The following is a 16035-nucleotide window of genomic DNA, read 5'->3' on the forward strand; positions in this document are numbered from 1 at the left end:
GCAGGAACACGAAGGCAGTGAGTCTACGGGTAGTCAAGGTCACGGATTTGATGACCTACGAATTCAGCAAAGTGGAAGGCGGGTTCCGTCATCTGGATGCACGGGAGCTGGAACGAGTGGTGCCCACGGGCATGACCCTCGACAGCTTCAAATCCCAACTGTACGACGGCCATCTGGTGTTGCTCAGCGATGCGCCGGCAGTACCGGCCCTTCAGGCGGTGAAAGGGCGTATGGGAGACATGGCCTGGACGGTGAATCCTGCCGCCACTTCCCAGCTTTCTCCCCAGGCCCAGAAAGCCTTTGTGGCCCGCACAAAGATGCGTGGCGGTGCATCCCGCAATGGTTCGTTACACCCTCCCTTGCCTGAGCCTCCCTACTCGCCAGAGCCGGTCGTCGATGACGCTTCCGGGGCACCGGCACTGGCCTATGAATACCGTTTTGAAGTCGCCTGCTCCGAAGCCACACTCAACCAGGAAGTGGGCTGTCAGTTTGCGCTTGGCCGCACACAGGGTGAAGCGGAAATCGGCAGCTTTGACAAACAGCCTTCCGAGCAGGGCACAGCGTTTATCGCCCGGGCCACAACCGGTCATCCCAGACGCCTTATCACCAGGGTTGCAGCACCGGAAATGGGCGTGAGCCGACGCGCTCCCGTCTCCCTCAAACCCACGGGCAAAGCGGCTGTGCGCGATGCCTTCATTCCGGTGACACCGGCAGTACAGTTAGGGGCCCGGCTCGGGTTTCCGACCGAAGGCTACTACTACCATTTTCATGAGCACCGGCTGGTACAGGAATACTGTCTGTTAGGGGAAGGCCGCTGGGGATTCTACGCCACCCGCTCGACCCACGAAGCGCTGAACACTGGTTAACCACCCATGGGGTGAAACTGGATATCCCTGCGTTACTGGCGGCCAGAAAACACGATGCCCTTGCCCGGGAGCAACAGGCCGACATGCCTCCTGAAATCCCTGAGCTTCTTATTCAGTATCCAGAGAAATAGCGGACTGTTGTTGCTTTCAAAAGGGCTCAGATGTATTAGGAGTATTCCTGCATTTTTCGGTATAGGTCTATGGCATGTTCGTATTGTTGGAAGGCTTCAGGCTCATAGGTCTTTTGATTGATAACTAATTTTTTACTTTCCTCGCCTAGAACACCTGAGCACCTGACTACCCCGATACAAGTTGAACAAACAGATTCTGCAGCTCTGCGCAATGAGAGGTCCTCGACATTCATTCTGACTATATTCCTTGCATCCATATACATCTGGAGGAGGTCGGCTTTGTTAATTCCAGTCGACTCGGGAAATGCATCTATGCCCGACATGCCACTATCAAGGAACTCAATCGCTCTTATCTCATGCTCTCGATCACTAAACATAAAATCACTTAACCTTATTACCCATTAATTCTTTGTACGGCACTAATTCGGATGCATGTACCCACTGCGAGTGTAAATAGTAAACACTGTATTCATTTGCGTATAGAATCGCTAAAACTGGATCAGAAGGGTCTTTTGGTGTTCTCACTGCAACAAGGGTAGGCAATTTAATTGTACGGCAGGATTTGTACTTATCGAGTAAAGACGGAGAGTACCTCCCCCCCTCGCTCTACAACCCAATTGTATGCATTGACATAATCCTCTCTTTTTTCGCAAGAAAAACTACCTGGATTGAGGATGTATGCGCCATCAGCATATTTATCTAGGTTGTTTCTATATTTCTGAAATTTAGTGCAATCATCCAATAACCGTGCTCGATCAGACTCAGTCAGATGACCATTTTGTCTAATTTGTTTAGAGACGCCTTCTTCACATGTGGCATAAGCGATACATGGAAGCGCTAAAAATGTTGATAAAAGTAACTTCAATATTTTCATCTTAACTCCCATTTCGTCGCTCTTTGAATGTGCTTCATCCCGATATTCAGACTTTACAAGATATTCTAACCAGATAAGTGTCCCATTGTTCATATACAAGAATTGATTCTCAGTCACTTTAGCCTGGTTCTGATTTGGACCAGGCTGAACTCATACTGACCCTAATAGTCACTAACCAGCCAATGATGTTCTGCCATATAGGTACACCCTGTTGTCATAGCTAAGATTTCCCCTAAAACGTGCAATGTCATAACCTATCTGTCACTATGATATAGATCATGACTTATGTGTCACTAAGGGAGCGGAATGTACATCTTTGGATACTTGAGAGCTTCAACGAAAGAGCAAGACGCGAAAAGGGCCAAGAACAGGTTAATAAACTTTCTGACTGAAAAAGGGCACCGTATTGCTGGATGGTATATTGAAAACGAATCGGGGGCTTCACTCAAAAGGCCGCAATTGATGCAGTTACTTGAAGATGCAACGTATGGTGACGCAATCTTAATCGAGCAAGTCGACAGGCTTTCAAGATTGGATGAAGCGGGTTGGGCAACATTGAAAAAGATGCTGCACGAAAAAGATCTCAAAGTGATCAGCCTGGATTTACCGACTAGTCATGCCGCGCTCGTTTCCCCCCTCAGTGATGAATTCACTTCATCTATGCTCAGGGCCATTAACAATATGATGCTAGATATGTTGGCCGCCATTGCTAGAAAGGACTATCAGGACCGAAGGCGCAGACAGCGTGAAGGGATTGCAAAGGCTAAAAATGAAGGGAAGTACAAGGGACGCCAGCCAGATAAGGATCTTCACGATAAAATCTACCAACTTAGAGTGACAAATCAGCTTAGTATTGCTGACACCGCTAAACTAGCCGGTGTATCGGAAAGAACAGTGATACGGGTATCAAAGAAAACGCCATCGGAGCGAGAGTAATATGCGGAATTATTACCTTGCATGAGCGAAGTCCAACGGAACAGAAAACAACGCTAAGGGGGTTAATGCATTGTTTTAATAGTATTTATTTCACCCTTTGAAAGAGCGAAGGAAAGGGAGTGTACGGCATGGCGCAGCGAGGACTTGCAGCAGACAATAACGGTGTTTCTACCTATTGCCGTACACCCAATATGACTATAGGTAGTCGACAATCGTTGTGTACGCCTCATTAGTTGGACATGAGATTCATTGACCCGTGAATTTGTTCAAGCCAAGCGTTGTCCACGCTATTCAACGTGAAAGTAGTGCCTAAATCTGCCGAGTTGGGTACGTCAAACCTCTCTTTTTGAATTCTCAATTAAAGTGGGTCGAAGGATTATCTTTGCGATTTAATTCTCATCTAAAGTGAGCCCATTCGCAGATAAAGTGGGCCGGGGAAAAGCATATTCACTGGTCGTAACTTGGACTGGCTGGAGTTGCATTTTGCTAGGTGACTGATAAATAGCTCATTTATACTCTTAGCGTACAATATTTTCCGAATCGTCGCGTGACCCCTATAAGGACAAAGTTAAGCTCTGGCTGACATTCAATGAAATCAATATGTCGCTACATGCGCCTTTTACCGGCGTTGGGCTTCAGGAAGATGCCAGCGAGCAGGAAATCTATCAGGCGATTCACCATCAGTTGGTGGCTAATGCAAAAGCGGTGAAGCTCTGCCATGAGATTATTCCAGTCGCTAAGATCGGTAACATGCTGTTGGGAGCTATCAATTACCCATTTACTTGCAACCCAGACGACGTCATCGCTGCCATGCATGAGAATAACAAATGGCTGTTCTTTGGTGATGTTCAGACGCGCGGCAAATACCCGGGCTACATGCTTCGTTACTTCAGAGAAAATGGTATCGAAATCGCAATGGAAGATGGCGATCTGAACGTGATCGCCAGTGCTTCAGTCGATTTTATCTCGTTCAGTTATTACGCCAGCGGCTGTGCGAGTGCAGATCCTAAACAAAAAGAAGTCGGAAATATCGTCGCCAGCGTGCCAAACCCTTATCTGGAGAAGAGTCAATGGGGTTGGCTCATCGACCCGAAAGGCCTACGTATTCTGCTGAATTTCCTCTATGACCGTTACCAGAAGCCTCTGTTCATCGTTGAAAATGGACTAGGCGCAATCGATGAATTGGATGAAAACGGTGAGATTCAGGATGACTACCGCATTGCTTACCTTAATGACCATTTAGTTCAGGCAGGTGAAGCCATGTTAGACGGTGTGGAGTTAATGGGATTCACAACGTGGGGACCGATTGATCTCGTCGCGAATTCCACCGCGGAAATGCGTAAACGTTATGGTTTTATTTATGTCGACCGACACGACGATTTCAGTGGCTCTCTCGAACGAAAACGTAAGAAAAGCTTTTTCTGGTATCAAGACGTGATTAAAACCCAAGGCGCTTCGCTGACAGTGAAATAATCCGTACCGCTCCGGCAAGTAAAAAGCCCTGCTGATGCAGGGCTTTCGTTTAAGGCGTTGTTTGTAATTAGCCGACTTGGAGGTTGCCATACAGGGTTTGATAAACCCCCTCTTCCTGCACCAGTTCGCTGTGGTTACCGCTTTGTGCCACCTTGCCATCTTCCAGTACATAAATCAGGTCAGCTTGTTTCACTGCGGACAAACGGTGCGCCACAATCAGTGTGGTTCGGCCTTGAAGGAAGTTGTTCAGCGCCTCATGCAACGCTGCTTCTGTTGCAGTATCCAGCGCTGAGGTCGCTTCGTCCAAAATCACCAACTTAGGATTGGTCAGGATCATACGGGCAATGGCTAAGCGCTGACGCTGCCCACCAGAAAGCTTGAGGCCTTGCCGGCCCAGCTGGGATTCCAAGCCGTTATCCAGTTTATCGACAACATCACTTAACTGAGCAATTTCCAGTGATTGCCAAAGCTTATCGTCGGAGAAATCAGTTCGTCCTAATGTCAGGTTTTCACGCAATGTATCGTTGAAGATCATCGGTTGTTGCAAGACCACGGCCGTATGCTGGCGCAGGGTTTCATAACCAATCTCTTCGACAGGTTTGCCATCAATCAGGATTTCACCGTCAGATTTGCGATAAAGCCCCAGCAGCAGCTGAATCAGTGTGGATTTACCGCCACCTGATGCGCCAACCAGCGCCACGCGCTTGCCTTGAGGAATATTCAGAGAAAGACCATTCAACACCGTTTTCTCACTGTCGTAACTGAAGGTCAGGTCGCGACATTCCACGCCAAAGGTGTCTTTGCTTTCCAGCGGATCTTTCTCGGATGCGTTACGTGGCTCTTCATCCAGAGCGAGTAAACCGTTCAGGCGTTTCATCGCTGCAGAAGCACTGAACCAGGCGTATTGAATACCCAAAAGTTCTTGAATCGGGCTTAGCATAAACCAAAGATAACCAAACACCGCGAAGATCTGGCCAATAGTCAGGTCGCTGAACAGTACCATCAGCATCGCCGCCGCACGGAACAGCTCAAAACCGATCAGGAACATCAGGAAGGAAACACGCCCCGCCGCTTCTGACTGCCAAGCGTACTTATCGGCATCGTGGCGAATCGCTTCGGCATCTGTCTTAAGAACATCAAGGTAGGCACGTTCACGGTTAGCAGCACGGAGCTGATAGATGCCATCCAGCGTTTCTACCAGACGTTGCTGGAATCGCTCAAAAGATTGGTTTTCTGCCTTCTTCAGATGCTTAACGCGTTGGCCCATCTTGCGGGAGAGGTAAATGACTAACGGGTTAACCAGCAAAATGAACAAGCCAAGCGCCCAGTCGAGCCATAGTAGGATAATTGCCGTGCCAAAGACCGTCAGAACACCCACTACAAAACGGCTTAAACTGTTGCCGAGGAAAGAGTCGATAGTCTCGATGTCCGTCACCAGATGAGAACTCACTCCGCCGCTGCCACGCTCTTCGTATTCTTTCATGCTGATGCGGCCAAGCTTATCGAGGAGTTGCTGGCGGATATTGCAAGTCATGGACTTGGAAACCAGCGTAAACTGACGACTTTGCCAGATATTCAGCGCCTGGCTGACAATCCGCATCACAATCACCAGTATCAGCACCATGACGATATAACTGGCTGGTTGCTGCAGTGACTCAGGCAAAATCTGATTGAAGAAATTCACCCCACCGGCCGGTTTGTTTAGCAGCACCTCGTCGACCATTAGCGGCATAAACAGAGGAATTGGCACGCTGATGAGCGTCGCACAGATAGCGATAAGGTTGGCGGTAATCAGGCGTTTCTTGTGCTTTTTCGCCTGCTCAATCAACCAACGTGTCGAAATGGTTGTTAGCGTACTGCTAGTCACTGTATCTCCAGAATTCTTTGTCATTTTTTAATTTTTCTAATGTTGAGTCTATACCCTAGCCGCAACCGAAAACACCCCAGAGAAATCCGGGGTGTTTATCGTCAGGGGTTAATCTGCGGTTAGAACACGTATTCGGCTTCTATACCCCAGTTACGTCCTGGTTGCGTGCGACGATCAAGTCCGTCAGTAGTTGATTCCGCACCAATCAGGTCGTTGTAGTCCCAATATTTCTTATCGAAAGCGTTAAACAGACCGGCACGCAGCGTCAGATCGGTCATCGGTCGGTAGAATGCTGTCACATCTGTTACAGCGTAACCTGGTGCATTCACGTTTTCAGTCCCGTTAGCGTTACTCCAATCAGAACCGGATTTACCCGCAACAGCTTTCACTGACAACTTACCACCGTAAGTGTTTTCAACGTCGGCATAGCCCAGCGCTAAGTAGCCTGTAAGCGGCGAAACTGTATCCAGTGCTTCCCCGTTTTCTTTGTCTTCACCTTGGGTGTAAGCCACGCTCATATCACTGTAAAGACCTGTCGGGGCGCCAAACAGAACATCCAATGCAAGATGTGTTTTCAGCTCAGCACCATAGATTTCAGCTTTGCTGATGTTCTCTTTGGTCCAAAGCTCTTTACCCTGACCGTTGTCATCTGCCAATTTGTGCGTTTCGATAAAGTTCTTGTAGTCGTTGTAATAGACAGAGAACTCAATGCGACCGAAGTCCTGAGTGAAGCGCAGACCAGTTTCATAACCAATGCTCTCTTCCGGCTTCAGGTTAGGGTTTGCCTCGAACACAGCTCCCCTAGCAGCGTCAGTTTCGTAGAAGTAGTACAAATCCTGAAGCGTTGGCGCTTTGTAACCCTGGCTGACGTTACCGAAGCTGCTCAGGCTTTCGGTCCAGTGATAAACCGCACCCAGTTTCGCCGTTAACGCATCACTTTTGGACTTTGGATTATCTTCGGAAGCTTGTTTTGGCTCTGCGGTAAACTTGTCATAGCGAAGACCCGCATTCACTACCAGTCGTTCTTCCAGGAAGAAAGCTTGATCCTGTACAAAGATGCCCCATTTCACTGACTCTGCGTTTGGCACTTCACCGGTTTTATCTACTGACGTACCCGCTTTGTAGCCCTCTAGGTAATAATCGCGGTAATCCAGATCAAACTCGTTAGTGATGTAATTCATGCCATAGCTGATTTCGTGGAAACTGTTCTCAAGTTCAATAGCCTTGTCGAACTGAGCATCAAACTGGGCGCTCTTATCTACACCGTTACGCATGCGCTGACGGTATCCATGACCAAATGACGTTGGCGGCTGTGGCGTTTCGTCAAAGGTGTTGTGATTACTTTCACTTTCCAACGCGGTCACTTGCCACTTCAGGTGGTCGAACGCGACGTTGTTCGCTTGCCATTCATGCTCGAAGGTTACGCGCTTGCGCTTGTCTTCATCACTGGCGCTGTTACGCGTATATACGAAGCCTGGCATGATTTCATAGCCTTCGTTAGACAGCACCAGCCCATCTGCTTCTCGGTTATAAATCTCACCGGTCAGGCCTATTCGATGCGCATCATTCAACTGATAGAAAGCTTTCAGCAAAAGGTTGTCTGAGTTGATATCAAATGGGTCAGCCTGTCCACGTTCGCGGCCTTCAATATCAGCACCACTGCCGTGGGTCGTTGTTTCGTGACCATCGCGATGTGTGAAAATCAGCAAGGTTTCCAGATCGCCAGTACGGTTTGCCAGAGTTGCAGTCGCTTTGTAGCTCTCATCAGCACTGTAGTAACCGCCTTTAACGCTGGCATAGGTGTCATCACCCTCAGCGACCAGAAGATCGCCCGGGTTCTTGGTGCGGATGATCACAGCACCGGCCAGTGCATCACTGCCGTATAGGCTGGAGGCAGGACCTTTGCTTATCTCTACACGCTGCAAGGTGTCGGTCTCAACAGTGTTGTTGTATTTGCGCATCACATCTGCGCCAGGGTTGAAAGATGAAGGTTGTTCAACACCATCCACCATGGTTTTTACGTAGTTATCGCTCAAACCACGAATATTAAAGCCTGAGTTACCGAAACGACCCGTGCCCGGCATCGACACGCCCGGCTCATTCGCAATCGCCTGCTCGAGGTCCTGAGCAAGGTTCTCTTCGATTGTTTCGCTGTTCACTACGTCAACAGAAGCGGCTACATCACTGATGTTTTGCTCACTTCGGGTCGCAGAGACAACCACTTCGTCAAAGGTATAAACGTCTTGGGCTGAAGCACTGCCCGCGCAGAGAAGGCCGACCAAAATCGCCAGCTTGTTTTTCTTGATAGTCATAATTTCCACTCTTTAAAGCGCCTGAGAAATCCCAATCAGTTTTCTTCAGGCAAAAGAAACCTACTCACACTGGTTTCCGTGCGATTTTTATCGTTATGGGATAAATCAGATCAGGCCCTCAGAATAAGGGCCTGATAAAAGAGATTAAGCGTTCTTTTCTTTCATCTTCTTCACGTGACCTTCATTCAGGTGGATCACGGAAAGCATGTCTTCGCCCGACACATCAAATGCCTGACCGAAGCCTTTCACGTAACGGCCGATGACTGGATTCAAACGGTAGAGATTGAAATCGCCGAGTTGGCTGAGGTTGTCGATCATCTCGCCCAGACGATCGCGCATCACTTGAATTGCTGTGGTCCAGTGCTCTGAATCACGCTCAATCAATTCAGCATTGGTGTCAAATGACAGTCGGCGACGCGCAAAGATCGAGCGCGCCTCGCTTTCGTCTTCGATCATCATGATAGAGACGGCTTTGCGGTGCTTGAGGTTTTGACCATGAGTAGCAAGATCTGAAACCAGAATGTAGTAACCCATTTCAGAGAAAGCGAAAGGCGCATAGCTGGTATGTGGTTTACCTTCTTTGTCTACAGTGCCCAATTGAAGCGTGTTGCGAGAATCACGAAACTCCTGAATTTCTGGGCCTAGACGGTTTTGTAGACGTTCTGCTTTGTCACTCATTTTGCCAACTCCTGCTTCATGGCGTTAAACAGTTCAATTTGTTCTGGGAATAGCTGACGCTTTTTGTCACGGCCAAGGTAAATCTTAAATACACAGTGACCAGTGTTGTCGAAGAAACCAATGTAGTGGCTCTCGGTACCGCGGAATGGCTTGCTGACAAACGCAATGTCAGAGACCAAATCTAGACGAAGATGACCATGTAACTGGCCTTCGCGCCCCATCAGGTTGTAGTAACCGTGTGCAACTTTTCCTTTCGGAAATGGCGCTTTAAATTCAAAGACAGAACCGCCGGAATGTACGATGGTGGTGACCTTACCCCATGCTGGCATTGCTTCCAGAATGGTCTGCGCAAGTTCACCCTTCGCGTGGGAAATCATACTTTCCGGGAGTGCCAGCGTAATTTCACCTTCCGTCAGTTTCAGTGAGTCCACCATGTTTGATACTGGTGTGTGCTCATCCTGGGCCAGATATTCAGCCACGCGCTGTTTGGTTTCTTCCGTCACGATGATCGCTTGTTGCATCGTTTAACTACTCCTAAGCTGCGACATTTGCCGCTTTTCTTTGCACTTTCTGCGCTGTTTGGTTTTGTAATACTTCAATCAGGTTTTGGGCCAGTGTGACCGCCCAGAACTGTCCGGCGAGAGTCAACGTGAGATAACTTCTGCCATTTTCATTCTTTTCAAGATAGACCAGCCCGTTTTCCTGCCACGCTTCGAACAAGGGAGACAGCGCTTCAAACGAGCCTTGCCCAGCCACTGAATCCAACTTGTGTTGAGCCAGCACACCCGCATCAAATCCGCTTTTCACTTCAGCAGACACACCTCTATTGGCAGGTGCCAGTGTCATCATGGTGACAGGGTAATGCATCTCATTAATCGCTGAGATGTAGGTATCCATATCGCGGGTTTGCATCATCTGGCAGCCATTGACATTGCCACCAGCCCCGGCCCCTAAAGGCATGATCTCTGCAGTCGTTTTCGCTAACGAGTTGTAAATACTGCGTTCGCGGTTGTCTGAAGACCAATGGTTAACACTGAGACGTTTCTGATGGTGCTTCGCCATGAAGTTCACGCCCATCTCAAACATACTGGCCTTCATTTGTGTATCTGCCGGATACGGCAATTTGCCCTGCTCAACCAACTTTGCCATTGGCAAGCCCTGCATTTCGATAAGCTGATACAGGTCGACACCATGAGCACCGGACTCGAGATAGTCATTCAAGTCCTGCTGCCAGATATCCAGAGTTTGGTGAGGCAAACCATAAAGTAAATCCAGAACGATAGGAGCCGCATTGTATTTGACCAATTGCTGGATTTTGTCCAACACCACTTCCCGGTCATCAAGGCGCTTCGCACTTCGACGAACCTGAGTGTTGAAGCTTTGAACGCCGAATGAGAATCGGTTAACGCCCCCTTCCAGTGCCGCTTCAAATTTGTCCAATCCAAAACGGTTGATACGACCTTCTAGTGTGATTTCGCAGTCCGGTGTCAGCGGAAATTGGCTGCGGATATCAGAGACGATCATTCGGATTTGTTCGCCACTAAGATCGGTTGGGGTTCCTCCGCCAATGTATACCGCTTGGAACGGCGCTGACTGACTCCAGACTTGCGAGGCTTTCCATCGAATTTCTGCGCGCAGTGCTTCAACGTAGCTTTCAATTAATGACTTGCTGGATGCGTATTGGAAGAAGTTGCAGTAGGTACAACGCACGCGACAAAACGGAATGTGAATGTACAGACAGCGTGGTGCATGCGCCGATGACGCTGGGATTGCATGTGCTTTTTCAAGCGTGGTTTGGATATCTTCAGAATTAACTGAACGCATCATGCCACCGGCATGCGCACTCTTCTTGCGTTGAAAAGCAAAACGAAGTGGATCAGGTGTTCTTAGCCCGACCAATTCCGGATTGTGAAGATCAACATTCATCTCATTTTGCAACCTTTAACATTAACAGCGTCAAACTGCGAGCTGTTTCCTAGTGATTTCAATCATATTCATAAAAGATAATAATGCAACTGATAATTGATCTCATTAGCATTTCATGCATAATGCACCTAATCACTTATTAAAATCAGTTCTTCAGGAGTACGTGTGAACACTCGACGGTACGTAGTTTGTGGTGTCGTTTCAGTTGCACTGCACAGTTTGGCGATTTGGGCTCAACCGCCCTCGCCTCAATTCACAATTAACGATGCCAATACGGGTAACCGTGTGGCTATCCAGCTCATTGCGTCGACGAAACAGATACCAAAAGAACCAGAACCTACTCCTGTTGAAGACCCACCACAGCAAGAAACGACAAAGCCAGAACCTAAACCGGTTAAATCTCCTTCAGTAAAAAAGGAGCCACCAAAAAAGGCAGAAGTCCAACCTCAGAAAAAGGTGAAACCAGAGGTCAGCCCGCCAAAAGAAACCAGGAAAAAGCCACTTGAGAAGGTGACGAATAAGGAAAGCAAAGAAGAGAAAACAAAGCCTCTTCCGCCGAAAAAACCAATAGAAAAACCAGAGGAAAAAACGGAAGAGACTGCTGAGGAGATAAGCGAAGAAAACCAGATTACTCAGGCAAAATCATCTTCTCCTATGTTGGTCGAAAGGCCCACATTTAAAGTCCGCCCTTCCCAACCTAAGTACCCGAGAATGGCAAAACGTAAAGGGATGGAGGGCACAGTGCTTATAGAAGTCTGGCTGGACGAAGAAGGCCATCAAACCCATCGCTCCCTACTAAAAAGTTCCGGGTTTGAATTGCTTGATGGCGCTGCAATGGATGCAGTGAAAAAGTGGCGCTTCAACGGCCACGAAGAAAATGGTGTCGCCCTGGCGCACAGAGTAAGAATTCCTGTTCGTTTTAATTTGGATTAATCATGTTCGACTTACAATTTTTCACGTCAATCCACGCTCAACTGGGCATCATGACCTGGCCTTTGACACTGCTTTCCGCACTCATGTTGATGCTCATTTTTGAGCGCATCGTTTTCGTTGTTATGAATACCAAAACGGGCAGCAAACCTTTGCAAAAAGAGATCTACTCACTTTCGCTGACCAATGACAAACAGCTAGAAACGTATGTAGAACGTCATCAGCAGGATAAAAGCACCCTATCCCAAGGGATCTGCATGCTGATCAATCATCGTCATTTCACTAAATCTTTGCGTGAAGAAGCTGTTTCTATCTGGCTGCAAAAGAAACGCCGTCAATTCACTGCTGGTCTCAAATTGCTGAACATTATTGGCGTGCTGAGTCCTTTGATTGGTCTGCTGGGAACCGTTGTAGGCCTGATTGAAATGTTTAAAGGACTTTCAGCCACACAAGGTGGTATTTCACCTGCAGAATTGGCCGATGGCTTGGGATTGGCGATGTCTACAACGGCAGCGGGTTTGCTGATTGCCCTACCAGCTATTGCTTCATCACAAGTTTTTGCGCTGTGGGCAGATCGCACACTGGCAAAAATTGAATACGTGCTGAACCACTTCAATTTGCATCTCGCCGGTGTGTCATTCGATGAAAGCGCGGACTGTCCGAAGCATTGCAAGCCTTGCGCTGGTTCAAGCTCAGAGTCACCGAGGGAAAGCGCCGCATGATCCGCTCTCAACCTGAAAGTGAATCAACATCATTCACGCCGGATCTCACGCCGTTGCTGGACATTATTTTTATCGTGATGGTGTTTTTGCTGCTTACGGCAAACATCCAGTTTAAAACCATGGATATCGCGATTCCCCAAACCAATGATTCAGAAGTTCTGGAATCTCCAAACCGTGAAGTTATCGCCATCAACGTGTTGAGTGGCGAGCCTTCATGGGCGCTTCAAGGTGAGCATCTTCACGACTGGGAAACCTTTACGACACAGCTTCTGGAAGCCATTAAGCAAGCCCCTGATAAACCGGTGGTGATCGCTGCGGACAAACAAGCCAATGTGGAAAGCATGCTTAAAGTCCTCGCCTTCATGCAAAACAACAATATCAACGCCACCAATATTGTGATGGAAGAACAATGAAAAAGAATTTCAAACTTGGCGCAGCTGCGCTGCTTTTTACTGGCTTATTTACTTCATCGGCGTTCGCCCAGGGTGCAAGGATCATCAGCGCTGGCTCAACCGTCACTGAACTTTTGTTTGCACTAGGCGCAGAAAAAGAAGTGGTTGCAGTAGATTTAACCAGCCGCCATTACCTTGATGGCAGAGAGATTCCCGTATTGGGCTATCACCGCCAGTTATCAGCCGAAGGCCTATTAGCACTAAGCCCTACCCATCTCGTGGGCTCGCCAGAGATGGGGCCGGAAAGCACGTTGAACCTATTGAAATCGGCAAAAGTCGATGTTCAAAAGCTGCCAACAGGGACATCCATTGAAGACTTTAATCAGCGCGTGGATTCAGTCGCGTCGATTACTGGCACCGAAGTCAAAGGCGCTGAGATTAAAGCGGATGTAGCAAAGAAAATTGAAATGCTAAACGCTTCTGCACCTGAAAAACGCCCTTCAGTGATGTTCATGATGATGTCTGATGGCCACCCACTGACCGTCGCGGGTGATGAAACCACGGTGAACACAGTGATCGAGCTGGCTGGCGGCATGAACCCTGCAGCCAAAGAAACCACCAGCTACAAGCCGCTGTCTACAGAGTCGATCGTAGAGATGCAGCCTGAATACATTCTGGTATCAGAACGCACCCTTTCGCAGGTTGGCGGTATTGAAGGTATGGTGAAACAGCAGCCTTTGTTAAGCGCAACACCCGCATTCAAGAACGACAACATCATCCCTATTTCTGGCTACGCAATTCTTGGTGGCTTTGGGTTGGCAAGCCTAGATCTCGCTACCGACCTTAACAAACGCATTGTGGCTGGTGAGTAGTACATTTCCATGAATGATTTGCTGACTCGCCGCGTTTCAGCGCGGTGGATGATGATCGTTTCTTCGATCTTGTTGTACATCACTGTCGTGAGCTCAATTACTTTGGGGCCGATGAATATAGGCTTCTCAGACAGTTTGAAAGTACTACTTCCCGTTCAATCGGACCTTCCTGACTATGTCTCTGTGATCATTCAGGAAGTCCGTTTACCACGTACTCTTCTGGCCATTGCTTTAGGCGGTATTCTTGCGATGTGCGGGACAGTCATGCAGGGGCTTTTCAGAAACCCCCTGGCAGATCCCGGTATTATCGGGGTGTCTGCCGGTGCTTCTCTTGGAGCAGCCATTGCGATAGTTCTATTTGGTGGCGTGATTACCCATACGGCATTTCTGGTGCTGGGTACGGTACCGGTATTTGCTTTTCTGGGTGGTGCGCTAACGACCTTTGCCATCTATTACATGGGCACCAGTAGTAATGGCACTTCAGTCACCATTATGTTACTCGCTGGCGTAGCACTTGGCGCGATTGCAGGTGCTGGCATGGGGCTTCTAAACTATTTTGCTGACGACCAAGAGCTTCGCGACCTTTCTCTTTGGACGATGGGCTCTTTAGCAGGCGCTTCATGGGATGCGATTGCGTTGGCTTTTGTTTCTTTAGCCGTATTGGGCTTCCTGTTCCAACGTTACGCAAAACCTTTAAACGCCCTACTTCTTGGTGAGGCTGAAGCCCGTCATCTCGGCATTAACGTCCAATCGCTCAAGCGTAATCTGATCCTTCTCACAGCTGCAGGCGTCGGCGTGACAGTTGCCCTTTCCGGCATGATTGGTTTTATTGGCCTTGTTGTTCCCCATATCGGACGCATGCTGACAGGCCCAAATCACCGTACCCTCATTCCGGTTTCAGCGATTTTAGGTGGTTTGGTGCTGCTAGCATCCGACATGATCGCTCGCACTATTGTTGCACCACTTGAAATCCCGGTAGGCATTATCACAGCGTCTCTAGGGGCGCCTTTCTTCCTGGCATTGCTGCTTAAACAAAAAGGTCGTTTGGCATAATGGGTATTGATATTCGACATGCGTCGCTCACGCTGGGTAACAAGGTTCTACTGGATAACTTCAGCACGTCTTTCAAATTGGGTGAACTAACTATTATTCTTGGACCAAACGGAACCGGTAAAAGTAGCCTGCTTAAACTGATTAGCCGCGAATGGCCATTTAATGGCGAACTTCGCTTCTATGGAAAATTCGCGAAAGATTGGAAACCTGAACACCTCGCCACATCAATGGGGATACTCCCACAGTCCAGTAGCCTGACATTTGCCTTCACCGCTCGGGAAGTGGTTGAACTTGGTGGGCTGGCGTTGAGTGTATCCCAAGCCGAACTCGCTGAGATCGCATCTGAGAATATGGCAAAGACCGATGTACTTCATCTTGCAAACAGGCTTTACCCAAGCCTTTCCGGGGGCGAGAAGCAGCGCGTACACCTCGCCCGCGTGCTAACACAAATAGCAAAATCTCCAAGAGACACCATATTGATGCTGGATGAACCAACGAGTGCGCTGGATATTGGCCACCAACATAAGACTTTAAGCTTGGCGAAAGAGATGGCACAAGCCGGATCAGCCGTGATCGCCGTGATCCATGATCTCAACCTCGCTGCACAGTATGCAGACCGTATCTTAATATTAAATAGAGGGAAAATAGCGGCAGATGGCATCCCAACAGATGTGCTGACGCCTGAAATAATCGAGGAAGTTTACGGCTGGCCCGTTTCGGTTATGCCTCATCCAAAGGGTGATTACCCTGTTGTACTGGCTTAAGTTTCGCAAACTCCGTAAGTGGCCCTCTGATGAGGGCTTTTTTATATCTGCTCACGTATACTAGGGGCTGTTGACCTTTGGTGATGATTTTTGCAGCAGTTTGTGGAGATTTTATGCAAGGCAGAGGCGTCGATGTGTAGTAGCCTACATGAGAAGCCGATAACGCAGCAGAAATTCCCCACAAACGCTGCCCGAAGGGTTCTGCCCTAAGCGTTTTATGCTTTGTTGAGGTGTATTTG

14 protein-coding genes and 1 pseudogene are annotated in these 16035 nt (G+C 48.4%); 9 read left to right on the forward strand and 6 right to left on the reverse strand.

Features of this window, described 5'->3' with window-relative positions; translation table 11 throughout:
* Positions 1 to 50 precede the first annotated feature (50 nt).
* On the forward strand, positions 51 to 866 hold the full coding sequence (locus tag GMA8713_RS08310; RefSeq protein WP_062707849.1) for a hypothetical protein: 816 nt from the start codon (positions 51 to 53) through the stop codon (positions 864 to 866).
* A gap of 699 nt (positions 867 to 1565) precedes the next feature.
* Here the strand turns inward: GMA8713_RS08310 and GMA8713_RS08320 are convergent.
* Positions 1566 to 1871: a hypothetical protein gene (locus GMA8713_RS08320; protein ID WP_157515538.1), complete on the reverse strand. Its 306-nt coding sequence runs from the start codon at positions 1869 to 1871 to the stop codon at positions 1566 to 1568.
* Positions 1872 to 2177: 306 nt separating this feature from the next.
* On the opposite strand from GMA8713_RS08320, the gene GMA8713_RS08325 reads away from it, so the two are divergent.
* Positions 2178 to 2807, forward strand: a complete 630-nt coding sequence (locus GMA8713_RS08325) for a recombinase family protein (protein WP_062707858.1) — start codon at positions 2178 to 2180, stop codon at positions 2805 to 2807.
* A 552-nt stretch (positions 2808 to 3359) separates the two neighbouring features.
* Positions 3360 to 4280: pseudogene (locus GMA8713_RS08330) on the forward strand (family 1 glycosylhydrolase); the annotation flags it as partial.
* A gap of 67 nt (positions 4281 to 4347) precedes the next feature.
* On the opposite strand, the gene GMA8713_RS08335 reads toward GMA8713_RS08330, so the two are convergent.
* From GMA8713_RS08335 to hutW, 5 genes are all read right to left on the reverse strand, one after another.
* Positions 4348 to 6147, reverse strand: coding sequence for an ABC transporter ATP-binding protein (locus tag GMA8713_RS08335; protein WP_062707861.1), 1800 nt, complete (start codon positions 6145 to 6147; stop codon positions 4348 to 4350).
* A 119-nt stretch (positions 6148 to 6266) separates the two neighbouring features.
* Positions 6267 to 8459, reverse strand: coding sequence for a TonB-dependent hemoglobin/transferrin/lactoferrin family receptor (locus tag GMA8713_RS08340; RefSeq protein WP_062707864.1), 2193 nt, complete (start codon positions 8457 to 8459; stop codon positions 6267 to 6269).
* 144 nt (positions 8460 to 8603) lie between these two features.
* Positions 8604 to 9137 (reverse strand): heme utilization protein HutZ, encoded by a 534-nt coding sequence (gene hutZ, locus GMA8713_RS08345; protein WP_062707866.1) that lies wholly within the window; start codon positions 9135 to 9137, stop codon positions 8604 to 8606.
* The gene (gene hutX / locus GMA8713_RS08350; RefSeq protein WP_062707869.1) at positions 9134 to 9658 is read right to left on the reverse strand and encodes a heme utilization cystosolic carrier protein HutX; all 525 of its coding nucleotides are present in this window, start codon (positions 9656 to 9658) and stop codon (positions 9134 to 9136) included. Before hutX ends, hutZ begins: the two co-directional genes overlap by 4 nt.
* Before the next feature lie 13 nt (positions 9659 to 9671).
* A complete protein-coding gene (hutW, locus tag GMA8713_RS08355) occupies positions 9672 to 11063 on the reverse strand; it encodes a heme anaerobic degradation radical SAM methyltransferase ChuW/HutW (protein WP_062707872.1) in 1392 nt (463 codons plus the stop codon).
* Positions 11064 to 11348: 285 nt separating this feature from the next.
* On the opposite strand from hutW, the gene GMA8713_RS08360 reads away from it, so the two are divergent.
* Genes GMA8713_RS08360 through GMA8713_RS08385 form a run of 6 tightly spaced genes read left to right on the forward strand, consistent with a single transcriptional unit; the run spans position 11349 to position 15796 of the window.
* On the forward strand, positions 11349 to 11996 hold the full coding sequence (locus GMA8713_RS08360; protein ID WP_232314392.1) for an energy transducer TonB: 648 nt from the start codon (positions 11349 to 11351) through the stop codon (positions 11994 to 11996).
* A gap of 2 nt (positions 11997 to 11998) precedes the next feature.
* Complete coding sequence (locus GMA8713_RS08365) at positions 11999 to 12715, forward strand: MotA/TolQ/ExbB proton channel family protein (protein ID WP_002535873.1); 717 nt, start codon at positions 11999 to 12001, stop codon at positions 12713 to 12715.
* On the forward strand, positions 12712 to 13128 hold the full coding sequence (locus tag GMA8713_RS08370) for an ExbD/TolR family protein (protein WP_062707878.1): 417 nt from the start codon (positions 12712 to 12714) through the stop codon (positions 13126 to 13128). The genes GMA8713_RS08365 and GMA8713_RS08370 overlap by 4 nt, the downstream gene beginning before the upstream one ends.
* Positions 13125 to 13979, forward strand: a complete 855-nt coding sequence (locus tag GMA8713_RS08375) for a heme/hemin ABC transporter substrate-binding protein (protein ID WP_062707881.1) — start codon at positions 13125 to 13127, stop codon at positions 13977 to 13979. Before GMA8713_RS08370 ends, GMA8713_RS08375 begins: the two co-directional genes overlap by 4 nt.
* A 9-nt stretch (positions 13980 to 13988) precedes the next feature.
* A complete protein-coding gene (locus GMA8713_RS08380; RefSeq protein WP_062707884.1) occupies positions 13989 to 15032 on the forward strand; it encodes a FecCD family ABC transporter permease in 1044 nt (347 codons plus the stop codon).
* Complete coding sequence (locus tag GMA8713_RS08385; RefSeq protein WP_062707887.1) at positions 15032 to 15796, forward strand: heme ABC transporter ATP-binding protein; 765 nt, start codon at positions 15032 to 15034, stop codon at positions 15794 to 15796. The genes GMA8713_RS08380 and GMA8713_RS08385 overlap by 1 nt, the downstream gene beginning before the upstream one ends.
* Positions 15797 to 16035: the final 239 nt, after the last annotated feature.

Source organism: Grimontia marina, assembly GCF_900060185.1.
Classification (GTDB): Bacteria; Pseudomonadota; Gammaproteobacteria; order Enterobacterales; family Vibrionaceae; genus Enterovibrio; species Enterovibrio marinus.

Coding starts and splice junctions, on each gene's coding strand:
- GMA8713_RS08310 (WP_062707849.1), top strand. CDS start 51: ATGACCTACGAATTCAGCAAAGTGGAAGGCGGGTTCCGTCATCTGGAT.
- GMA8713_RS08320 (WP_157515538.1), bottom strand. CDS start 1,871: ATGAAAATATTGAAGTTACTTTTATCAACATTTTTAGCGCTTCCATGT.
- GMA8713_RS08325 (WP_062707858.1), top strand. CDS start 2,178: ATGTACATCTTTGGATACTTGAGAGCTTCAACGAAAGAGCAAGACGCG.
- GMA8713_RS08340 (WP_062707864.1), bottom strand. CDS start 8,459: ATGACTATCAAGAAAAACAAGCTGGCGATTTTGGTCGGCCTTCTCTGC.
- hutZ (WP_062707866.1), bottom strand. CDS start 9,137: ATGAGTGACAAAGCAGAACGTCTACAAAACCGTCTAGGCCCAGAAATT.
- hutX (WP_062707869.1), bottom strand. CDS start 9,658: ATGCAACAAGCGATCATCGTGACGGAAGAAACCAAACAGCGCGTGGCT.
- hutW (WP_062707872.1), bottom strand. CDS start 11,063: ATGAATGTTGATCTTCACAATCCGGAATTGGTCGGGCTAAGAACACCT.
- GMA8713_RS08365 (WP_002535873.1), top strand. CDS start 11,999: ATGTTCGACTTACAATTTTTCACGTCAATCCACGCTCAACTGGGCATC.
- GMA8713_RS08370 (WP_062707878.1), top strand. CDS start 12,712: ATGATCCGCTCTCAACCTGAAAGTGAATCAACATCATTCACGCCGGAT.
- GMA8713_RS08375 (WP_062707881.1), top strand. CDS start 13,125: ATGAAAAAGAATTTCAAACTTGGCGCAGCTGCGCTGCTTTTTACTGGC.
- GMA8713_RS08380 (WP_062707884.1), top strand. CDS start 13,989: ATGAATGATTTGCTGACTCGCCGCGTTTCAGCGCGGTGGATGATGATC.
- GMA8713_RS08385 (WP_062707887.1), top strand. CDS start 15,032: ATGGGTATTGATATTCGACATGCGTCGCTCACGCTGGGTAACAAGGTT.